This is a genomic window from Nonomuraea antimicrobica (assembly GCF_039536965.1).
Lineage (GTDB): Bacteria > Actinomycetota > Actinomycetes > Streptosporangiales > Streptosporangiaceae > Nonomuraea > Nonomuraea antimicrobica.
Genome location: NZ_BAAAZP010000005.1, coordinates 18,456 through 36,492, shown reverse-complemented (window position 1 = coordinate 36,492; position 18,037 = coordinate 18,456). Strand labels below are relative to the sequence as shown.

The window sequence follows — 18,037 nt, the reverse complement described above, 5'->3', positions numbered from 1 at the left end:
CGTCTCCTAGAGCAGGCCGTGCCGGGGCGGGAAGCGGCCGTCGAGTACGTACCGGCCGATGTGCTGGATCTTCCAGCGGGCCGGGTCGTGCAGCGTGTGCGTACGCGCGTTGCGCCAGTGGCGGTGCAGGTTGAGCCCGTTCAGGCTGGACCGGGTGCCGCCCAGCTCGAAGATCGCGTTGCCCAGCTCCACGGCCACCGGGTCGGCGAACGCCTTGGCGGTGGCCACCGCGATCGAGGCGGCGGCGGCCGACTCGTCGGTCAGGTCGTTCCCGGCGGCGTCCACCGCGGTGCCGGCGGCGTCGAGCAGGGCCTCGGCGGCGCGTACCTTGACGGCCAGCTCGCCGGCCCGCTGGATGACGAGCGGGTCGTCGGCCGCCCGCTCCTGGCCGCTCTCGAACCACGGCCTGGCCTTGGTGCGGACGAACTCCAGGGCCTCCTCCAGCGCGCCCCCGGCGATGCCGACGTCGATGGCGGCGTGCAGGAGCTGCGCGAACGCGCCGTGGAGCTGCGGTCCCTCGAATGTCAGGTGGTGGGGGACCACCCGCTCCTCGGGCACGGGCACGTCCTCGAGCCGTACCGTGCCGCTGGCGGTGGTGCGCTGGCCCATGCCGTCCCAGTCGTCGACGACGGTCAGGCCGGGGGCGTCGCGCGGCACGTACGCCACGTGCAGCGTCCGGTCCTCGCGCCGGGCCAGGACCGGGATCCAGTGCGCGAACAGCGCGCCGGTGCTGTAGTGCTTGGTGCCGTTCAGCAGGAAGCCCCCGCCGGGGGCCGCCACCAGCGAGGTCCGGTAGTCCTGGACGTGCTTGGTGCCCGCCTCCGACTGCGCGTTGCCGAACCGCTTTCCTTCGAGCACCTCGGCGAAGAAGAACTTCCGCTGTTCCGGCGTGCCCTGCCGGCGCAGCACGTTGACGTAGACGAAGTGGCTCTGCGGGATCTGCGCGATGTTGGGGTCGGCGGCCGCCAGCAGTCTGAACACCTCGGCGACCGTGCGCGCGCTCACGTCGGCGCCGCCGTACGCGCGCGGCACGGTGATCGCGAGCAGGCCCCGGGCCGACAGCCGGTCGAGTTCCGCCTCGGGCAGGCGGCGCTCGGCGTCGCGGTCGGCCGCCTGCGCCGCGAACTCCCCGGCCAACTCCCTGGCCGCCGCCAGCGCCTCGGCGTCGTCGGCGATCACGTGGGTCATGTTGTTTCGTCCGTTCTGCGTGTTACGTTATGGTTCACCGTAATCCCTGCAATGCAGGTAGGCAATACCTGTTTAAGGACGCCCATGCGCACCCGCTCGAAACTGCTGCTCGTCACGGCCCTGCTCGCGACGGCGCTGACCGCGTGCGGCAACGTGCCCGCCAATGGGCCCGCCAGTGGGCCCGCCAGTGGGCCCGCCAGTGGGCCCGCCAGTGGGCCCGCCACCGGTGGGGCAGCCGACGGTTCCCCCAAGCCCGGAGGCACGCTCGTGCTCGGCGAGAACGGCGACGAGCCCGCCTGCCTCGACCCCCACCAGTTGTCCACCACCAACACCACGGTCGTCGGCCGCCCGATCTTCGACTCGCTGCTGTGGCAGGACGCCGACGGCAACCTCAAGCCCTGGCTGGCGTCGGCGTGGAAGGTCTCGGACGACGGCCTCACCTACACCTTCACCCTGCGGCAGGGCGTACGGTTCCACGACGGGTCGGCCTGGGACGCCGAGGCGCTGCGGCTCAACCTGGAGCACATGCGCGCCCCGGCGACCAAGTCGCCGCTGGCCGCCGCGTACATCGCGCCCTACGAGGACGCCGAGGTCGTCGACGAGCACACGCTGAAGGTGCGGCTGTCCTCGCCGTACTCGGCCTTCCTCAACGTGCTCGCGCAGTCGTACCTGGCGATGATCTCGCCCAAGCAGCTCAAGGAGGACCCGGCGAGCACCTGCGAGCACCCGGTCGGGTCGGGGCCGTTCGTGTTCGACAAGTGGACCAAGGGCCAGAGCATCGCCTACCGCAAGAACCCCGGCTACGCCTGGGGCCCGGCCGGGCGCGGCGGACCTGCCTACCTCGACCGGCTGGAGATCCGCTTCCTGGCCGAGGACGCCACCCGCTACAACGCCCTGCTCGCCGGCGAGGTCGACGTGATCGACAACACCCCGCCGCAGAACGTCGAGGACATCAAGGCCAACCCCGACCTCGCCTTCGACACCATCGACCGGCCGGGACACCCGTTCTCGGTCTGGCTCAACACCGGCCGCGCCCCCTTCTCCGACCAGCGGGTACGCCAGGCGCTCACGCTCGCCGTGGACCGCGAGGCCATCATCGGCAGCGTCTCCTTCGGCCAGTGGAACGTCGCCACCGGCTTCGTCACCCCCTCCACCCCCGACCACGCCGAGTCCGGCGGCATCGCCCACGACCCGGCCAAGGCCGCCACGCTGCTGGACGAGGCCGGCTGGACGGCCAAGGGCTCGGACGGCATCCGCGTCAAGGACGGCCGGCGGCTGACCGCCGTCGCCCTCGACACCGGCGTCAACCCGCAGAACACCCAGATCCTGGTGCAGACCCAGGCCGCCGCCGCGAAACTGGGCATCGAGCTCAAGATCGAGAACGTCACCGCCCAGGTCTCCTCCGACCGCACCGCCAAGGGCGACTTCGACGTCTCGGTCGGCATCTGGACCACCAACACCGCCGACGTGCTCTGGATCCAGTACTCCTCCAAGAACATCACCACCGCAGAACGGCGCGGCCAGAACACCACCAGGCTCGCCGACGACCAGCTCGACGAACTGCTCGAAAGGGCCAGGCAGAGCACCGACGCCGCAGAACGTGCCGCGATCTACGGCCAGGCGCAGGCCCGCCTGGTCGGGCTCGCACCCGCCATCCCCCTGTACGACCGGCCGAGCCTGGTCTCCTCGCGTACCAAGGTGCACGGGCTGACCTGGGACTACGCCTACGGCGCGGTCACCTTCCACGACACCTGGGTGAGCTGACACATGACCAAGAAACTCGCCGTCCCCCTCCTGACCGCCCTGCTGGTGGCCCTACTGATGGCCGGTTGCGGCGGCGCCGCGCAGGTCTCCGGCGGCGCGGCCGGCCCGTCCGGCGCCCCGAAGCCCGGCGGCACACTCGTCCTGGGCGAGAACGGGCAGGAGCCGCCCTGCCTCGACCCGCACGGCAACGCCAGCTCCGACGGCCCGGTGGCCACGGTGCCGGTCTCCGACTCGCTGGTGTGGTTCGACGCCGACGGCACGATCCAGCCGTGGCTGGCCGACGCCTGGGAGATCTCCGACGACGGGCTGACCTACACCTTCAAGCTCCGCCAAGGGGTGAAGTTCCACGACGGGGCCGTCTGGAACGCCGAGGCGCTGAAGGCCAACTTCGAGCACATGAAGGATCCGGCGACCAAGTCGCCGCTGGCCGCCGCGTACATCGCGCCCTACGAGGACGCCGAGGTCGTCGACGAGCACACGCTGAAGGTGCGCCTGTCGTCGCCGTACGCGCCGTTCCTCGACATCCTCGCGCAGGGCTACCTCGGCATGATCTCGCCCAAGCAGATCAAGGAGGCCCCCGAGACCATCTGCGAGCACCCGATCGGCTCGGGGCCGTTCGTGTTCGAGAAGTGGACCAAGGGCCAGAGCATCACCTACCACCGCAACCCCGACTACAACTGGGGCCCGAAGAGCGCCAAGCACACCGGCCCCGCCTACCTGGAGAAGCTGGAGATCCGCTTCCTGGCCGAGGACGCCACCCGCTACAACGCGCTGGCCGCCGGCGAGGTCGACGCCATCGACTTCACCCCGCCGCAGAACGTCGAGGACGTCAAGACCAACCCCGACCTCGGCTTCCTCACCGCGATCCGGCCGGGGCACCCGATGTCGTTCTGGCTGAACACCTCACGCCCCCCGTTCGACGACGTCAAGGTACGCCAGGCGCTGCTGGCCGCCGTGGACCGCGACTCGATCATCCAGGGCGTCTCCTTCGGCCAGTACCAGGTAGCCCAGGGCTTCGTCACCTCTTCCACCCCCGGCTACGCCAAGGGCCTGGCCGGCACCATCGCCCACGACCCGGCCGCGGCCGCCCGGCTGCTCGACGAGGCCGGCTGGACCGGCAGGGACAAGGACGGCATCCGGCTCAAGGACGGCAGGCGGCTGACCGCGTACTTCCCGATCGCGGCCAACTTCCCCGCCCAGCGCATGCAGATCGCCGTGCAGACCCAGGCGGCGGCCAGGAAGATCGGCCTGGACATCCAGATCCAGACGCCGCCCGAGCAGGAGCTCACGGACCGCTCGACCAAGGGCGACTACGACCTCACCTCGGGCCTGTGGGCCACCAACACCGCCGACGTGCTCTGGATCCAGTACTCCTCCAAGAACATCACCACCGCGCAACGGCGCGGCCAGAACGTCGCCCGCCTGTCGGACACCCGGCTGGACGACCTGCTGGAGCGGGCCAGACGCGCCACCGGCCAGGCCGAACGCACCGAGCTGTACAACCAGGCGCAGACCAGGCTCCTGGAGCTGGCGCCGGCCATCCCGTTCTACGACGACCCGCGCCCGGTCGCCTACCACAACAGGGTCCGCGACCTGGCCTTCACCCCCGCCTACCCCTCGCCGTACTTCTACGACACGTGGCTGGACGAATGAGGACCCTCGCCTTCATCGGATGGCGCCTGCTGGCCGGGGTCGGCGTACTGTGGGGCGCGGCGACCCTGACCTTCCTGGTGGTGCACTTCACCCCCGGCGACCCGGCCGAGGCCATCGTCGGGGGTGAGGGCGCCGCCCCGACCCCGGAGGTGCTCGCCCAGGTCCGCGCCGAGTACGGCCTCGACCGCCCCTGGTACGCCCAGTACGCCACACACCTGTGGCGCATCCTGCACGGCGACTTCGGCACCTCCTACCGGCTGCACAGCCCGGTCACCCAGGCCATCGGCGAGCAGGCCGCCGCCACCGTCGAGCTGGCGCTGGCCGCCGCCGTCACCGGCCTGCTGCTGGCCGTCGTGCTCGCGCTGGCCACCGCCAAGCGGCGGCGCTGGCTGCGCGGGCTGGCCGCGGGGGCGGAGCTGGTGGCGGCCTCCACCCCGACGTTCTGGCTGGGCATCGTGCTGCTGACCGTCTTCTCCTTCGGGCTGCGGCTGTTCCCCGCGACCGGCGGGCAGGGGCCGGCCTCGCTGGTGCTGCCTGCGCTCTGCCTGGCCCTGCCCATCGCGGGTGTCCTCGGCCACGTCCTGCGCGAGGCGCTGGAGGAGGTGCTGGACGAGCCGTTCGTGGTCAGCGCCAGGGCCCGGGGCCTGAGCGACACGGCCGTACGGCTGCGCCACGCGCTCAGGCACGCCCTGACCCCGCTCGTCACGATGACCGGCTTCTGGGTGGGCGCGCTGTTCGGCGGCGCGGTCGTCACCGAGACGCTCTTCACCCGCCAGGGCATCGGCCGCCTGCTCGTCACGGCGGTCAACGCCAAGGACCTGCCGGTCGTGCTCGGCGTGGTGCTGCTGTCCGCGCTGGTCTACGTGCTGGTCAACCTCGTCGTGGACCTGCTCTACCTGGCCATCGACCCCCGGCTGAAGGAGGCCGCGTGAACCGCCTGGGCGTCTACCTCGCCGGCGCAGTCCTGGTGGCACTGGTGCTGGCCGCGCTCGCGCCGCACCTGTTCACCGGCCAGGACCCGCTGGCCGTGGACAGCGGCGGGACCCTGCGGCCCCCGAGCGCCGAGCACCTGCTCGGCACCGACGAGAACGGCAGGGACGTGCTGGCCCGCATCGTGTACGGCACGCGTACCTCGCTGCTGCTCGGCTTCGGGGCGATCGCCGTCGCGCTCGTCTTCGGCGGGCTGCTCGGCCTGGCCGCCGGGCTGGGCAACCGGGTCGTGGAGAACGTCATCATGCGCCTTTCGGACGTCGGCCTGGCCTTCCCCGAGCTGCTGCTGGCGCTGGTGGTCATCACCGTCGCGGGCGGCGGCACCGCCAACGCGATGCTGGCCATCGGCGTGGCCAACATCCCGTCGTACGCGCGCCTGGTGCGCGCCCAGACGCTGGCCGTCCGCAGGTCGAGCTACGTCGAGGCGGCGTACGCGCTCGGCCTGACGGCGCCACGCGTCATCCTGCGGCACGTGCTGCCCAACGCCGTCAAGCCGGTGCTCGTCCTGGCCACCATCGGCGTCGGGACCGCCCTGGTGGCCGGGTCGGCGCTGAGCTTCCTCGGGCTCGGCACGCCGCCGCCGGAGCCCGAGTGGGGCTCCATGCTGTCCACCGCCCGCAACTTCATCTCACGGGCCTGGTGGTACGGCCTCTTCCCCGGCGCCGCGATCACGCTGACGGTGATCAGCGTGACCGTGGTCGGCCGGGCGCTCAGACTGCGATCGGAAGGGAGGACCTCGTGAGCGTGGTGAAGGTGGACGATCTGCGTGTCGCCTTCGGTGCGGCCCAGGTCGTGCGCGGAGTGTCGTTCGAGATCGAGGCGGGGGAGTGCCTGGCCCTGGTGGGGGAGTCGGGCTCGGGCAAGAGCGTCACCGCCCGCACCCTGGTCGGCCTCACCGGTGAGGGCGCCCGCGTCAGCGCCGCCGCGCTGAGCTTCGCCGGGCAGGACCTGACCGCCCTGCGCGAGCGCGGCTGGCGCAGGCTGCGCGGCAGCCGCATCGGATTCGTGCTCCAGGACGCGCTGGTGTCGCTCGACCCGCTGCGCAAGGTCGGCAAGGAGATCGAGGAGGTGCTGGCCGCCCACACCGCCCTGTCCGGCGCCGCCCGCCGGGCCCGCGTGCACGAGCTGCTCGCCTCGGTCGGCGTGCCCGAGCCGGAGCTGCGGGCCGGACAGCTCCCGCACGAGCTGTCCGGCGGGCTGCGCCAGCGGGCGCTGATCGCCGCCGCCATCGCGGGCGATCCCCACCTGGTGATCGCCGACGAGCCCACCACCGCCCTGGACGTCACCGTCCAGGCGCAGATCCTCGACCTGCTGGCCGGGCTCAAGGCCCAGGGCAGGTCGCTGCTGGTGATCAGCCACGACCTGGCGGTGGTCGCCCGGCTGGCCGACCGGGTCGCGGTCATGAAGGACGGCAGGATCGTCGAGCACGGGCCCACCGCCCAGGTGCTCGGCACCCCGGCCCACGACTACACCAGGCGGCTGCTGCGGGCCATCCCCGCCGAGCACACCAAGGGCACCCGGCTCTCCGACGCCGCCCCCGCCGCGCCCCGGCGCGACCCCGGCGAGGTCGTGGTCAGGGCCGAGGGCCTCGGGAAGTCCTTCGGCGGGCGGGCCGCCGTACGGGAGGTGTCGTTCGAGCTGCGCGCGGCCGAGACGCTCGGGATCGTCGGCGAGTCGGGGTCGGGCAAGACCACCACCGCGAGGATCGCGCTCGGCCTGACCCGGCCCGACACCGGCACGGTCGACGTCCGCGGCAAGGCGTGGACCGGCCGCGACCCGGCCCTGCGCCGGGACGTACAGGTCGTCTACCAGGACCCCCTCGCCTCCTTCGACCCCCGCTACACCGTGGCCAAGGTGCTGGCCGAGGCCCTCTCGGTGGCGGGCGTGCCACGCGGCGAGCGCCGCGCGCGCTCCGTCGAACTGCTGGAGCTGGTCGGGCTCGGCGCCGAGCACCTCGACCGGCGGCCGCTGCGGCTGTCGGGCGGCCAGCGCCAGCGCGTGGCCATCGCGCGCGCCCTGGCGCCGCGGCCCTCGGTGATCGTGTGCGACGAGCCGGTCTCCGCGCTCGACGTGTCCGTGCAGGCGCAGGTGCTCGACCTGCTGGAGGACGTACAGCGGGAGACGGGCGTGGCCTACCTGTTCATCTCGCACGACCTGGGCGTGGTGCACCACGTGTGCGATCGGGTCCTGGTCATGAAGGACGGGCGCGTGGTTGAGGAGGGGCCGGTCGAGACCGTGTTCCGCACGCCCGCGCACCCGTACACGAAGGAACTGGTGGCGGCCATCCCGAGATTGGCGGCGGCGTGACATGGCACATGTGATCAAGACCGACGAGGAGGCCGTCGAGGTCGCCCGCGAGCTGGCCCGCGGCTTCGCCGAGGGGGCCGCGCGGCGCGACGCCGAGCGCATCCTGCCCGCGGCCGAGGTCGAGGCGCTCTCGGAGAGCGGGCTGCTCGGCATCACCGTCCCGGCCGAGCACGGCGGCGCGGGCGTGCGTACGGCGACGCTCGGCGCGGTCATCAGGGAGCTGTCGGCGGCCGACGGCAGCATCGGCCAGATCCCCCAGAACCACTTCTGGTACGTCGACTGCCTGCGCGAGTTCGGCACCGAGGAGCAGCAGGCGTTCTTCTACCGCGAGGTGCTGGCCGGACGCCGCCTGGGCAACGCCGCCGTGGACGCGCGCGGCCCCGGCGGCGAGCGCGAACGCGCCACGCTGCGCCCGCACGAGGACGGCTACCTCGTCTCCGGGCGCAAGATCTACTCGACCGGCGCGCTGTTTGCCCACTGGGTCCCCGTCGCCGCGCTGGGCGAGAGCGGGCCCGCTGGCGGGTCCACTGCCGGCGGGTCCACTGACGGCGGGACGTCCGGCGGCGAGACCTACACCGTGGCGTTCGTGCCGCGCGAGAGCCCCGGGCTGACCGTGGTGGACGACTGGGACGGCTTCGGGCAGCGGACGACGGCCAGCGGCACCGTCCTGCTCGACGACGTGTTCGTGCCCGCCGCGCACGTCATGCGGGTGCGCCGCGACGGCGGCGGCACCTTCCGCAGCTTCGGGCTGCTCATCCACGCCGCCATCGACACCGGCATCGCGGAGGGTGCGCTGGCCGACGCCGCCGCGTTCCTGCGCGGCTACCTGAGGGGCGGCTACGGCAGCGTCGGCGCCAACGGCGGCCCGCCCGGAGGGCTGGTCGAGAAGGTCGTCGAGGACCCGGTCGTCGTGCAGCGCTTCGGCGAGCTGGCCGTGCTGACCCGCGCCGCCCGAGCGCTGCTGGAGAGCGCGGGCGACGCCGTCGACCGGGCCCGCGCCGCCCTGCCGGAGGACTTCGAGCACCTGGCCGACGAGGCGGCCGTGGCGATGGCCGCCGCCCGCGCGCAGGCCGACCGGGCCGCCAACCGAGTGACCGGCGAGTGGTTCGAGCTGGCCGGGGCGAGCGCCGTACGCGGCCCGCTCAACCTGGACCGGCACTGGCGCAACGCCCGCACCCACACCGTGCACGACCCGCGGCGGGCCAAGGTGCACGACGTCGGCAACTACCACCTCAACGGCATCGCACCCAGGAGCCTCACCCGATGAGCGGCCTCATCCACTTCAACCTGTTCGAGATGAACTGCGTGGGCCACATCCAGCACGGCCTGTGGACCCACCCCGCCAACAACCGCCACCGCTACACCGACCTGGAGTACTGGACGGACCTGGCCAGGCTGCTGGAGCGCGGCCTGTTCGACGCCGTCTTCCTGGCCGACGTCGTCGGCGCCTACGACCGTTACCGGGGCGGGCCCGAGACCGCCATCCGCGAGGCCGTGCAGATCCCGGCCAACGACCCGCTGCTCGTGGTGCCGGCCATGGCGGCCGTGACGCGGCACCTGGGGTTCGCGGTGACGTTCTCCACCACGTACGAGCCGCCGTTCGCGCACGCCCGCCGCATGTCCACCCTCGACCACCTGACCAAGGGCCGGGTGGCGTGGAACATCGTGACCTCCTACCTGCGCAGCGCGGCCCGCAACTTCGGCCTCGACGACGAGATCGAGCACGACCTGCGCTACGAGATCGCCGAGGAGTACCTGGAGGTGCTCTACAAGCTGTGGGAGGGGAGCTGGGAGGACGGCGCCGTGCTGCGCGACCGCGAACGGGCCGTTTACACCGACCCGGCCAAGGTGCACGCCATCGACCACGTCGGCAAACACTTCCGGGTCGCCGGGCCGCACCTGTCGGAGCCGTCGCCGCAGCGCACCCCCGTCCTGTACCAGGCGGGCAACTCGGAGCGCGGCAAGGACTTCGCGGCCAGGCACGCCGAGGCGGTGTTCACCGGCGCAGTCTCCCCGGAGGCGCTGCGGGAGGAGATCGCCGACACCCGACGGCGGGCCGCCGCGTTCGGGCGCGATCCCGCGCACATCACGTTCTTCCCCAGCGCGTCCGTCATCGTCGCGCCCACGGAACGGGAGGTCGAGGCCAAGGTCGCCGAGCTGCGGCGGCACATCAGGCCGGAGGGCTTCCTGGCGCAGCGGGGCAGCGGCATCGACCTGGCCGCGTACGGGCCGGAGGAGCTGATCGACGACATCGTGGCCCGCGGCGGCGACTTCACCGAGCGGGCCGTGCGCCCCCTGGTCGGCCGGGGCCTGCGGGTGCGCGACGTGCTCGACTCCGTCGGCCGGATCGGCGGGGGCGGGCCGTTCTTCGTGGCCGGCACGCCCGGTCAGGTCGCCGACGAGATCGAGCGCTGGGCCGACGAGAGCGGCGCCACGGGCTTCAACCTCATGCAGTACCTGTCGCCGGGCACCGCCGAGGACTTCATCGACCTCGTCGTCCCCGAACTGCAACGCCGGGGCCGCTACCGCACCGAGTACGGCGACGCGACGCTGCGCGAGCGGCTGCTCGGCCCCGGTGCGCACCGCCTGCCCGCCACCCACCCGGGGGCCGCCTACCGGCGCGCCTGATCGTGGGTCCGCCACGGCGCCTGGTAGGCCCACTGCCAGGCCAGCTCCAGCGGCCCGCGTTCGAAGCGGCGCAGCCACAGGGACGAGCCCACCATGAACGACAGGCAGATCCCCGCCCACGCCACCGGCACCCACCAGGGCCGCCACCCGTCGAGCCGGTCCGCGAGCCCGAGGCCCCAGTCGTAGCACAGCACGGCGGCCGCCACGTTCTGGAAGACGTAGCAGGACAGCGCCGTCCTGCCGACGCCGCTGAGCCCCCTGCGCAGCACGCCGGGGGCCTCGCGCAGGCCCAGCACGATGGAGGTGATCAGCGCCAGCAGGCCCAGCGAGACCAGCGGCGCCACGAGGTAACGGTCGACCACGAACCAGCCGGGCCCGCCGAACGCGGTGAACAGGTTCAGCGGCACCCCCAGGCCGAGCCCGACGGCGATCAGCCTGCCGCGCAGGCGCGCGCCGCCCTCCTCGAAGACTCCGGCGCGCAGCAGGCGGGCGCCGAGCAGGAACAGCACGATGCCCATCGGCACGATGAGCACCAGCTCCGCGCGGAAGATCCCCGGGTTCTGCAGCCGGAACAGCACCTGGTCGAGCCAGCCACTGGGCGGCGCCGCGCCCGTGATCTGGCCCTGCCCGGTCATCAGGCCCACGGTGACCAGGCCCACGACGGCCACGTGCAGCGTGCCCGCACCCACCATCCACGCCGTGACCGTACGCGCGCCACGGCCCACCAGGTACGCCACCACCACGGAGGTGATCGCGTACCCCATCAGCACGTCGAACTCGAAGACCAGCACGTAGTGCAGCACGCCCTCGCCGAACAGCAGCGCCGCCCGCCACAGGTAGCGGCCAGGCCAGGTCGTCCCCTTGCGTACGGCGCTGCGGTACTGCAGCTCCAGCCCCACGCCGAACAGCAGCGTGAGCAGCCCGAGGAACTTGCCGTTCGACAGGAACCGCAGGAACGTCTCCACCGCGCCGCCGCTCCCGCCGCCGAGCAGCTCCATGGGGCCCGCGGGAGAGGTGAAGATCCAGATGTTGGTGCCGAGCGTGCCCAGGATGGCCACTCCGCGAAGCACGTCGAGTGCGTCGATGCGTCTGCTCACACTCTCAACTGTGCTGGCGCGCGGGGCCGCCGTGATCGTCCTGGGGAGCGAAATGGGCCGTACATCGATCGATGTACCTCCCGCGACTTTGGTCTCGCGCGCTGGTCAGGCGGGCGGGTCAGGCGGGCGGGTCAGAGCTGGAGGGCGTGGTCCAGCAGGGACTGCAGGGTGACGGCGCCGGTCAGGCGGCCCTCCTCGACCACCGCCACCAGCGGGCTGCGCGTACGCGCCATCAGCGCCGCCAGCTCCAGCACCGTCGCCTTCGGGTCGGCCACCGGCAGCTCGCGCGGCTGCTCCGGCAGGCACTCGCGCACGGTCTTGCCCCCGAGCCGGTGCAGGAACCGGTCGGCGTGCGCCTCGTCGACCACCCGGGCCAGCGCCGGATCGTCCTGGCAGTAGGCGGGCACCGCCAGACGCAGCACCTGCGTGCCGGGCAGGATGCTGAACGGCCGCCCGTGGTCGTCGACCAGGATGAGCCCCGGCAGGTCGCGCTCGGCCAGCAGCCTGGCCGCCTCCAGCGCCGGGGTGTCGAGAGCGACCGTCGGGAACTCGACGGCGAGATCGCGTGCGCGCATCAGTGGCCTCCGACCTCCCAGCCTAGCCGGATCGGCCCCACCCAGCGGATCAACTCAGCGGTTCGGCTCAGAGGTTCGGCTCAGGGGAGTTCGGCGAAGCGCTCGACCTGCTCCGTACGCCCCGACACCAGCACGATGTCCCCGTACGTCAGCTCCGTATCAGCCGTCGCGTACGTGAACTCCTCGCCCGGCGGCTTCACGGCCACGATCGTGACGCCGTACTTGCGGCGCAGGTTGGAGCGGCCGAGGGGGATGCCCACGTACTCCTTGGGCGGGCTGGTCTTGGCCAGCGCGAAGTCCTCGTCGACCTGCATGTAGTCGAGCATGCGCCCGTTCACCAGGTGGGCCACCCGCTCGCCCATGTCGTGCTCGGGGAAGACGACGTGGTGGGCGCCGATGCGGCTCAGGATGCGGCCGTGCTGGGTGCTGATGGCCTTGGCCCAGATGTCGTTGATCTCCAGCTCGACCAGGAGCGACGTGGTGAGGATGCTGGCCTCGATGTCGCTGCCCACGGCCACCACCGCCTGGTAGAAGTCGGCCACGCCGAGCTGGCGCAGCGCCTCCATGTCGGTGGCGTCGGCGGTGGCGATCTGGGTGATGCGCCCCGCCAGACCCTGGGTGATCTTCGGACGGTGGTCGATGGCCAGGACCTCGGTGCCGCGCCGGGTGAGCTCCAGCGCCAGCGACGTGCCGAACCGGCCCAGGCCGATGACGACCACCGGATTGCTCGTGTAGTCAGCCAACGATGACTCGCTCCTCGGGGAGTTCGTAGTGGCGGGTCCGCCTGTTGAGGGCCAGCGCGGAGCCCAGGGTGAGAGGGCCGATGCGGCCGACGAACATGAGCAGCACGAGCAGCAGCTGACCGGCCGTGCCGACGTCGGCGGTGATGCCGGTGGACAGGCCCGCCGTGCCGAACGCCGCCACCACCTCGAACATCACCCGGTCGAGGTCGTGCGGGGTGAGGGCGAGCAGCACGTACGTGGCCACACCCACCAGCGCCGCCCCCAGCGCCGTGATCGTCACCGCCTGGCGCTGCGTGGTGTCGGACAGGCTGCGGTGGCCGACGTGCACCCGGCCCTCGCCGCGCATCTCGGCCCACACGACGAACGCCAGCAGCCCGATCGTGGTCACCTTGATGCCGCCCGCCGTGCCCGCGCTGCCCCCGCCGATGAACATCAGCAGGTCGGTCGCCAGCCAGCTCGACGGATGCATCTCGGAGATGTCGAGGACGTTGAACCCGGCCGAGCGCGGCATGACCGCCGTGAAGAACGCCGCCAGCAGCTTGCCGGAGTCGTCGAGAGCCCCGAGCGTCTTCGGATTGCGCCACTCGGTCAGCAGGAAGACCAGCGTGCCGAGCACCAGCAGCGTCACCGACACGCCCACCGTGATCCGGGTCAGCACGCTCCACCTGCGCGGGTGCCGCCAGGAGCGGGCCAGCTCGAACACCACGGGGAAGCCCAGCCCGCCCACGATGCAGGACGCGGCGATGGTCAGGCAGATCCAGGCGTCGGAGACGAACCGTACGAGACTGTCGGGCCAGAGCGCGAACCCGGCGTTGTTGAACGCCATCACCGAATGGAAGGCGCCCAGGTAGACGGCGCGGCCGAACGGCTCGTCGTACGCGATCATGAAGCGGCCGGTGAGCACGGCGGCGGTCAGCACCTCGCACAGCAGGCTGAACAGCACCACCTTGCGGATGACCCGCCGGATGTCGCTCATGCTCAGCGCCTTGGTCTCGGCCTGGGCCACGATCCGGGCACGCAGCCCCAACCGGCCCGAGATGAGCAGCGTGAACACGGTCGCCATGGTCATGATGCCGAGCCCGCCCGCCTGGACCAGCCCGGCGATCACCAGCTCGCCGAACACCGACCAGTGCGAGGCGGTGTCGACCACCGCCAGCCCGGTCACGCACGCGGCCGAGGTAGCCGTGAACAGCGCGGCCACCCAGCCCGCCGACTCGCCGTCGGTGGTGGCGATGGGCAGCGTGAGCAGGAACGTGCCGGTCGCGATGGCCAGGCCGAACCCGATCGCCACAACCTGGGCCGGATGCGTGAAACGGGACGAGAGCGGCTTGAGCACTCCCATCACCGAGCCCCGCTCCACTCCGCAGAGCCACGGTCGCACATCGTGAACGCCTCCCCGAGCAGCCGACCGGCAGTCTTATGCCGACCAGACTTCCCGGCGCGCCGTGCACTACCGTAACAGCCCCGGTGGGCGCCAGCGTACCGGCACGTTCTTGACGACGAAACCACGCCTTCTTGACGCCCGCCGGGCCGGAGGTGTCCGCGCGGGACCGGTCCCCGATGTGGGACGGTGAGGGACATGTCCGACGAGATCCCCATGACGGTGGACGCGCTCATCGCCGCCGAGCGGTCCGGCCGTCGTCTCAAGTACGTCTTCTTCTGGGGCCACCAGCCCGCCCGCGACGGCGGTGCCGGCCCCGGATGGCTGAGCCAGTGGTGGCCGGTCACCTTCACCGAGGACGGGCACACGTTCGCCTCGGCCGAGCACTACATGATGGCCCACAAGGCGTGGCTGTTCGGGGACGGGGAGCGCGCGGCCGAGATCCTGGCGGCCGGGCATCCGGGGGAGGCCAAGGCGCTCGGCCGCGCCATCCGGGGGTTCGACGAGGAGACCTGGCAGGCACACCGCTTCGCCATCGTCGTACGCGGGAACACGGCCAAGTTCGGGCAGTGCGCGCCGCTCGCGGACTACCTGCTCGGCACCGGTGAGCGCGTCCTGGTGGAGGCCAGCCCCCGGGACCGGGTGTGGGGCATCGGCCTGGCCGCGGGCGACGAGCGCGCCGCCTCCCCGGCGGCGTGGCAGGGGCTGAACCTGCTCGGCTTCGCACTCATGGCCGCCCGCTCCGCGCTGAGTGGTTAGCCCGGGGGCGGGGGGTCAGGACGCGTACTTGATCTGGAGTCGGCTCTAGGTCGTAGGGTCGCTCCGCAAGCGTCTCCACCGACCGTCAGGGAGTTCGACCACCATGCGCTACCGCGTACTCGGAGGCACCGGCATCGAGGTGAGCGTCCACTGCCTGGGCGCCATGATGTTCGGGGCCGTGGGCAACACCGATCACGACGAGTGTGCCCGCATCATCCACACCGCCCTCGACCAGGGCGTCAACTTCGTGGACACCGCCGACATGTACTCCTCGGGCGAGTCGGAGGAGATCGTCGGCAAGGCGCTGCAGGGGCGGCGGGACGAGGTCGTCCTGGCGACCAAGGTGCACTTCCCGATGGGGGAGGGGCCGAACAGGGGCGGCAACTCGCGGCTGTGGATCACGCGGGAGGTCGAGGAGAGCCTGCGGCGGCTGCGTACGGACTGGATCGACCTCTACCAGGTCCACCGCCCCGACCACACCACCGACGTCGAGGAGACGCTGTCGGTGCTGACCGACCTCGTCCGGCAGGGGAAGATCCGCGCGTTCGGCTGCTCGACGTTCCCCACCGAGGACATCGTCGAGTCGCACCACGTCGCCGAGCGGCGCGCGCTGTATCGGTTCAGGACCGAGCAGCCGCCGTACTCGCTGCTCGCGCGGGGCGTGGAGAAGGACGTGCTGCCGCTCTGCCGCCGGTACGGCATGGGCGTGCTGACGTGGAGCCCGCTGGCCAGCGGCTACCTGTCGGGCCGCTACCGCAAGGGGTTGCCCGTGGACATGTCCGCCGGACGCGCCAAGCTCACGCCGCACCGCTTCGACCCCACCCTGCCCGAGAACGTGGTCAAGCTGGAGGCCGTCGAGCAGCTCGCCGAGGTGGCCGACGGGCTGGGTTGCACGCTGCCGCAGCTCGCCGTGGCCTTCGCCGCCGCGCATCCGGCCGTCACCTCGTGATCACGGGGCCGCGTACGCCGGCGCAGCTCGAAGACCTGCTGAAGGGCGCCTCGCTCACCCTCGACGACGCGACGCTCGACCGCATCGACGAGATCGTCCCGCCCGGCACGAACCTCTACCACCCCGACGGCGCCTGGCGCCCGCGCTCGCTGACCGACCCGGCCCAGCGCCGCCGCCCCCTCCCCGAGCGCGCCGCCTCCGCCTAGCGCCACCGGCTGGGGCACCCCGGGAAGGGGCTCAGGACGGGAACCGCAGGTACGCCGGAGGCACGTGATCCACCAGCCAGACCCCGTTCGCGCTGAGCCGGAACGTGTGCCCGTCGGCGCGCATCGCCCCCGCCGCCACCACCAGCACCACCGGGGCCCCGCGCCGCGCCCCCACCCGCGTGGCCGTCTGCCGGTCGGCGGACAGATGCACGTGGTGCCGGTTCATCGCCCGCAGGCCCTCGGACCTGATGGCCGCGAGGAACCGGCCCACGGTGCCGTGGTAGAGCACCTCCGGCGGCTCGGCTGCGGGCAGGCCGAGATCGACCGGCACCGAGTGGCCCTGGCTGGCGCGGATCCGCCCGTCCTCGAGCGCGTAGCGGCGTTTGTCGTTGGAGGCGACGACCTCCCGCAGCTCGTCGGCCGTGATCGGGAACCCGTGCTCGGCCGCGGCGCGCAGCAACTCCTCCACCTCCACCCAGCCGCCCGGGTCGAGGGCGAGACCGATGCGCTGCGGGTCGTGCCGGAGGTGCCTGGCCAGGTATTTGGAGATGCGTGTCATGCGACGTTCGTTCATCGGAGGACATGCTCGCGTACCCGGCTTCCGCCGCCAAGCCGATTTCGAATGCGTCTCAATGTTCCGCCGCGTCACACAGGCATGAGACGGTCTCGTGGTGACCGCGCAAATCCCGGACACGATCGTCGTCGATGCCACCCCCCACGTGCTGGCCGCCGTCGACGGCGCCGAGCCGCTCTTCGAGCCCACCGGGCACGGCATCGTGCCCGGGCCGTTCCACACGGCCTGCTACCGCGGCTTCGTCTGCTCCTTCACCGTGGACGACGGGCGCCTGCTCCTGTGGGAGCTGACGCTGGGCCCGCACGCGACCGTGGCCGGGCGCCCGGTCTCCGGCGGCACGGAGATCTTCGGGACGCCGCTCGCCGAGGACACGGACGACGGCTCCTTCACGGTCGCCCCGCTGCGGGTGGACGTGCCGTTCACGGGCAGGCTGCTGGCCGGGCGAGGCCTCATCGAGGACCTGCACGTGAACATGGGGTACGCGCCCGGCTGGAAGTACGAGCACGTCGTGGAGCTGGTCCTCGACCGGGGGCGGCTGGCGGGGCGGCGGGACCGCTCGCCCGAGGTGGCGGCGATCCGCCGCGCCATCCTCGCGGGCACCCTGCCCGACCCCGACGGCGAACGGGGCGGCAAGGGCTGGGTCACCCGCACGTTCAGCCTCGCCTTCGAGCGCACCTTCCCCCTCGGCACCCGGTAAGCGGGACGCGGCGCGCCCGCCCACGGCCGGTCGAGGCCGCCCAGCCCGCCCAGCACGCCCAGGCCGACCGCGACAGCTCAGTCCATGGCGGGCACGTCGGTTGTTCAGCCCGTGGTGGGTGCGTCGGCCCAGCGCGGGGGTGGCACGTCGGCCCAGGCCGGGGGTGGTTCGCTCTGGCGCAGCCACTCCGGTGGCGGCGGCGTCCGGGCGCCGACGATGCCGCCCACGATCGCGCACGTCGTGTCCACGTCCCCGCCGGCCGCCGCCGTGGTCCAGAAGGCGGCGGCGTAGTCGTTCAGGTGGCGGGCGGCGGCCCAGAGCGTGAACGGGATGGTGTCCTGGGCCGAGACGGCCCGGCCGTTGCCGAGCCGCCGCGCGGCGAGCACCGGGTCGCTGATCGTCAGCAGGCGGCGGGCCAGCGCGATCCCGTCGCGCACCGGGCCCTGCGGCGTGTGCCGCAGCACCTCGTCGATGAGCCCTCCGGGAGTCGGCCGCGTAGGGGACGCCGCGACGGCCGCCGCCACCG

General features: G+C 72.4%; 17 protein-coding genes and 1 pseudogene. 11 read left to right on the top strand and 7 right to left on the bottom strand.

Going from position 1 to position 18,037, the window contains the following annotated elements:
• Positions 1-6: 6 nt before the first annotated feature.
• Positions 7-1,188 carry an SfnB family sulfur acquisition oxidoreductase gene (locus ABD844_RS01745; protein ID WP_344872185.1) on the bottom strand — a complete coding sequence of 394 codons (1,182 nt, stop codon included), beginning with the start codon at positions 1,186-1,188 and terminating at the stop codon, positions 7-9.
• A gap of 84 nt (positions 1,189-1,272) precedes the next feature.
• On the opposite strand from ABD844_RS01745, the gene ABD844_RS01740 reads away from it, so the two are divergent.
• From ABD844_RS01740 to ABD844_RS01710, 7 genes are read left to right on the top strand one after another with little or no spacing between them, the layout of a single operon-like run.
• On the top strand, positions 1,273-2,952 hold the full coding sequence (locus tag ABD844_RS01740; protein WP_344872183.1) for an ABC transporter substrate-binding protein: 1,680 nt from the start codon (positions 1,273-1,275) through the stop codon (positions 2,950-2,952).
• Between the two features lie 3 nt (positions 2,953-2,955).
• Entirely contained in the window at positions 2,956-4,605 is a 1,650-nt protein-coding gene (locus ABD844_RS01735) for an ABC transporter substrate-binding protein (protein ID WP_344872181.1), read from the top strand.
• On the top strand, positions 4,602-5,537 hold the full coding sequence (locus ABD844_RS01730) for an ABC transporter permease (RefSeq protein ID WP_344872179.1): 936 nt from the start codon (positions 4,602-4,604) through the stop codon (positions 5,535-5,537). Before ABD844_RS01735 ends, ABD844_RS01730 begins: the two co-directional genes overlap by 4 nt.
• Positions 5,534-6,337, top strand: a complete 804-nt coding sequence (locus ABD844_RS01725) for an ABC transporter permease (RefSeq protein ID WP_344872177.1) — start codon at positions 5,534-5,536, stop codon at positions 6,335-6,337. The genes ABD844_RS01730 and ABD844_RS01725 overlap by 4 nt, the downstream gene beginning before the upstream one ends.
• Positions 6,334-7,902, top strand: coding sequence for a dipeptide ABC transporter ATP-binding protein (locus ABD844_RS01720; RefSeq protein WP_344872175.1), 1,569 nt, complete (start codon positions 6,334-6,336; stop codon positions 7,900-7,902). Before ABD844_RS01725 ends, ABD844_RS01720 begins: the two co-directional genes overlap by 4 nt.
• Before the next feature lies 1 nt (position 7,903).
• Complete coding sequence (locus ABD844_RS01715; protein WP_344872173.1) at positions 7,904-9,169, top strand: SfnB family sulfur acquisition oxidoreductase; 1,266 nt, start codon at positions 7,904-7,906, stop codon at positions 9,167-9,169.
• The gene (locus tag ABD844_RS01710) at positions 9,166-10,530 is read left to right on the top strand and encodes an LLM class flavin-dependent oxidoreductase (RefSeq protein WP_344872171.1); all 1,365 of its coding nucleotides are present in this window, start codon (positions 9,166-9,168) and stop codon (positions 10,528-10,530) included. Before ABD844_RS01715 ends, ABD844_RS01710 begins: the two co-directional genes overlap by 4 nt.
• Here the strand turns inward: ABD844_RS01710 and ABD844_RS01705 are convergent.
• From ABD844_RS01705 to ABD844_RS01690, 4 genes are all read right to left on the bottom strand, one after another.
• A complete protein-coding gene (locus ABD844_RS01705) occupies positions 10,515-11,627 on the bottom strand; it encodes a DUF418 domain-containing protein (protein ID WP_344872169.1) in 1,113 nt (370 codons plus the stop codon). The genes ABD844_RS01710 and ABD844_RS01705 overlap by 16 nt on opposite strands.
• A 131-nt stretch (positions 11,628-11,758) precedes the next feature.
• Positions 11,759-12,202: a CBS domain-containing protein gene (locus ABD844_RS01700; RefSeq protein WP_344872167.1), complete on the bottom strand. Its 444-nt coding sequence runs from the start codon at positions 12,200-12,202 to the stop codon at positions 11,759-11,761.
• Positions 12,203-12,282: 80 nt separating this feature from the next.
• Positions 12,283-12,945, bottom strand: coding sequence for a potassium channel family protein (locus tag ABD844_RS01695; RefSeq protein WP_344872165.1), 663 nt, complete (start codon positions 12,943-12,945; stop codon positions 12,283-12,285).
• Complete coding sequence (locus tag ABD844_RS01690) at positions 12,938-14,326, bottom strand: TrkH family potassium uptake protein (protein WP_425568490.1); 1,389 nt, start codon at positions 14,324-14,326, stop codon at positions 12,938-12,940. The genes ABD844_RS01695 and ABD844_RS01690 overlap by 8 nt, the downstream gene beginning before the upstream one ends.
• 198 nt (positions 14,327-14,524) lie before the next feature.
• Here ABD844_RS01690 and ybiA point away from each other — a divergent pair, with 198 nt between their 5' ends.
• The 3 genes from ybiA (at position 14,525) to ABD844_RS01675 (ending at position 16,240) form a co-directional block, all read left to right on the top strand.
• On the top strand, positions 14,525-15,085 hold the full coding sequence (ybiA, locus tag ABD844_RS01685; protein ID WP_344872163.1) for a riboflavin biosynthesis intermediates N-glycosidase: 561 nt from the start codon (positions 14,525-14,527) through the stop codon (positions 15,083-15,085).
• Between the two features lie 103 nt (positions 15,086-15,188).
• Entirely contained in the window at positions 15,189-16,034 is an 846-nt protein-coding gene (locus ABD844_RS01680) for an aldo/keto reductase (protein ID WP_344872161.1), read from the top strand.
• Positions 16,031-16,240, top strand: coding sequence for a hypothetical protein (locus tag ABD844_RS01675; protein ID WP_344872159.1), 210 nt, complete (start codon positions 16,031-16,033; stop codon positions 16,238-16,240). The genes ABD844_RS01680 and ABD844_RS01675 overlap by 4 nt, the downstream gene beginning before the upstream one ends.
• 31 nt (positions 16,241-16,271) lie before the next feature.
• Here ABD844_RS01675 and ABD844_RS01670 read toward each other — a convergent pair whose 3' ends face one another.
• A complete protein-coding gene (locus tag ABD844_RS01670; RefSeq protein WP_344872158.1) occupies positions 16,272-16,814 on the bottom strand; it encodes an RNA 2'-phosphotransferase in 543 nt (180 codons plus the stop codon).
• 97 nt (positions 16,815-16,911) lie between these two features.
• Here ABD844_RS01670 and ABD844_RS01665 point away from each other — a divergent pair, with 97 nt between their 5' ends.
• Positions 16,912-17,511 (top strand): hypothetical protein, encoded by a 600-nt coding sequence (locus tag ABD844_RS01665; protein WP_344872156.1) that lies wholly within the window; start codon positions 16,912-16,914, stop codon positions 17,509-17,511.
• A gap of 104 nt (positions 17,512-17,615) precedes the next feature.
• Here the strand turns inward: ABD844_RS01665 and ABD844_RS01660 are convergent.
• Positions 17,616-18,037, bottom strand: a pseudogene (locus ABD844_RS01660) (ADP-ribosylglycohydrolase family protein); the annotation flags it as partial.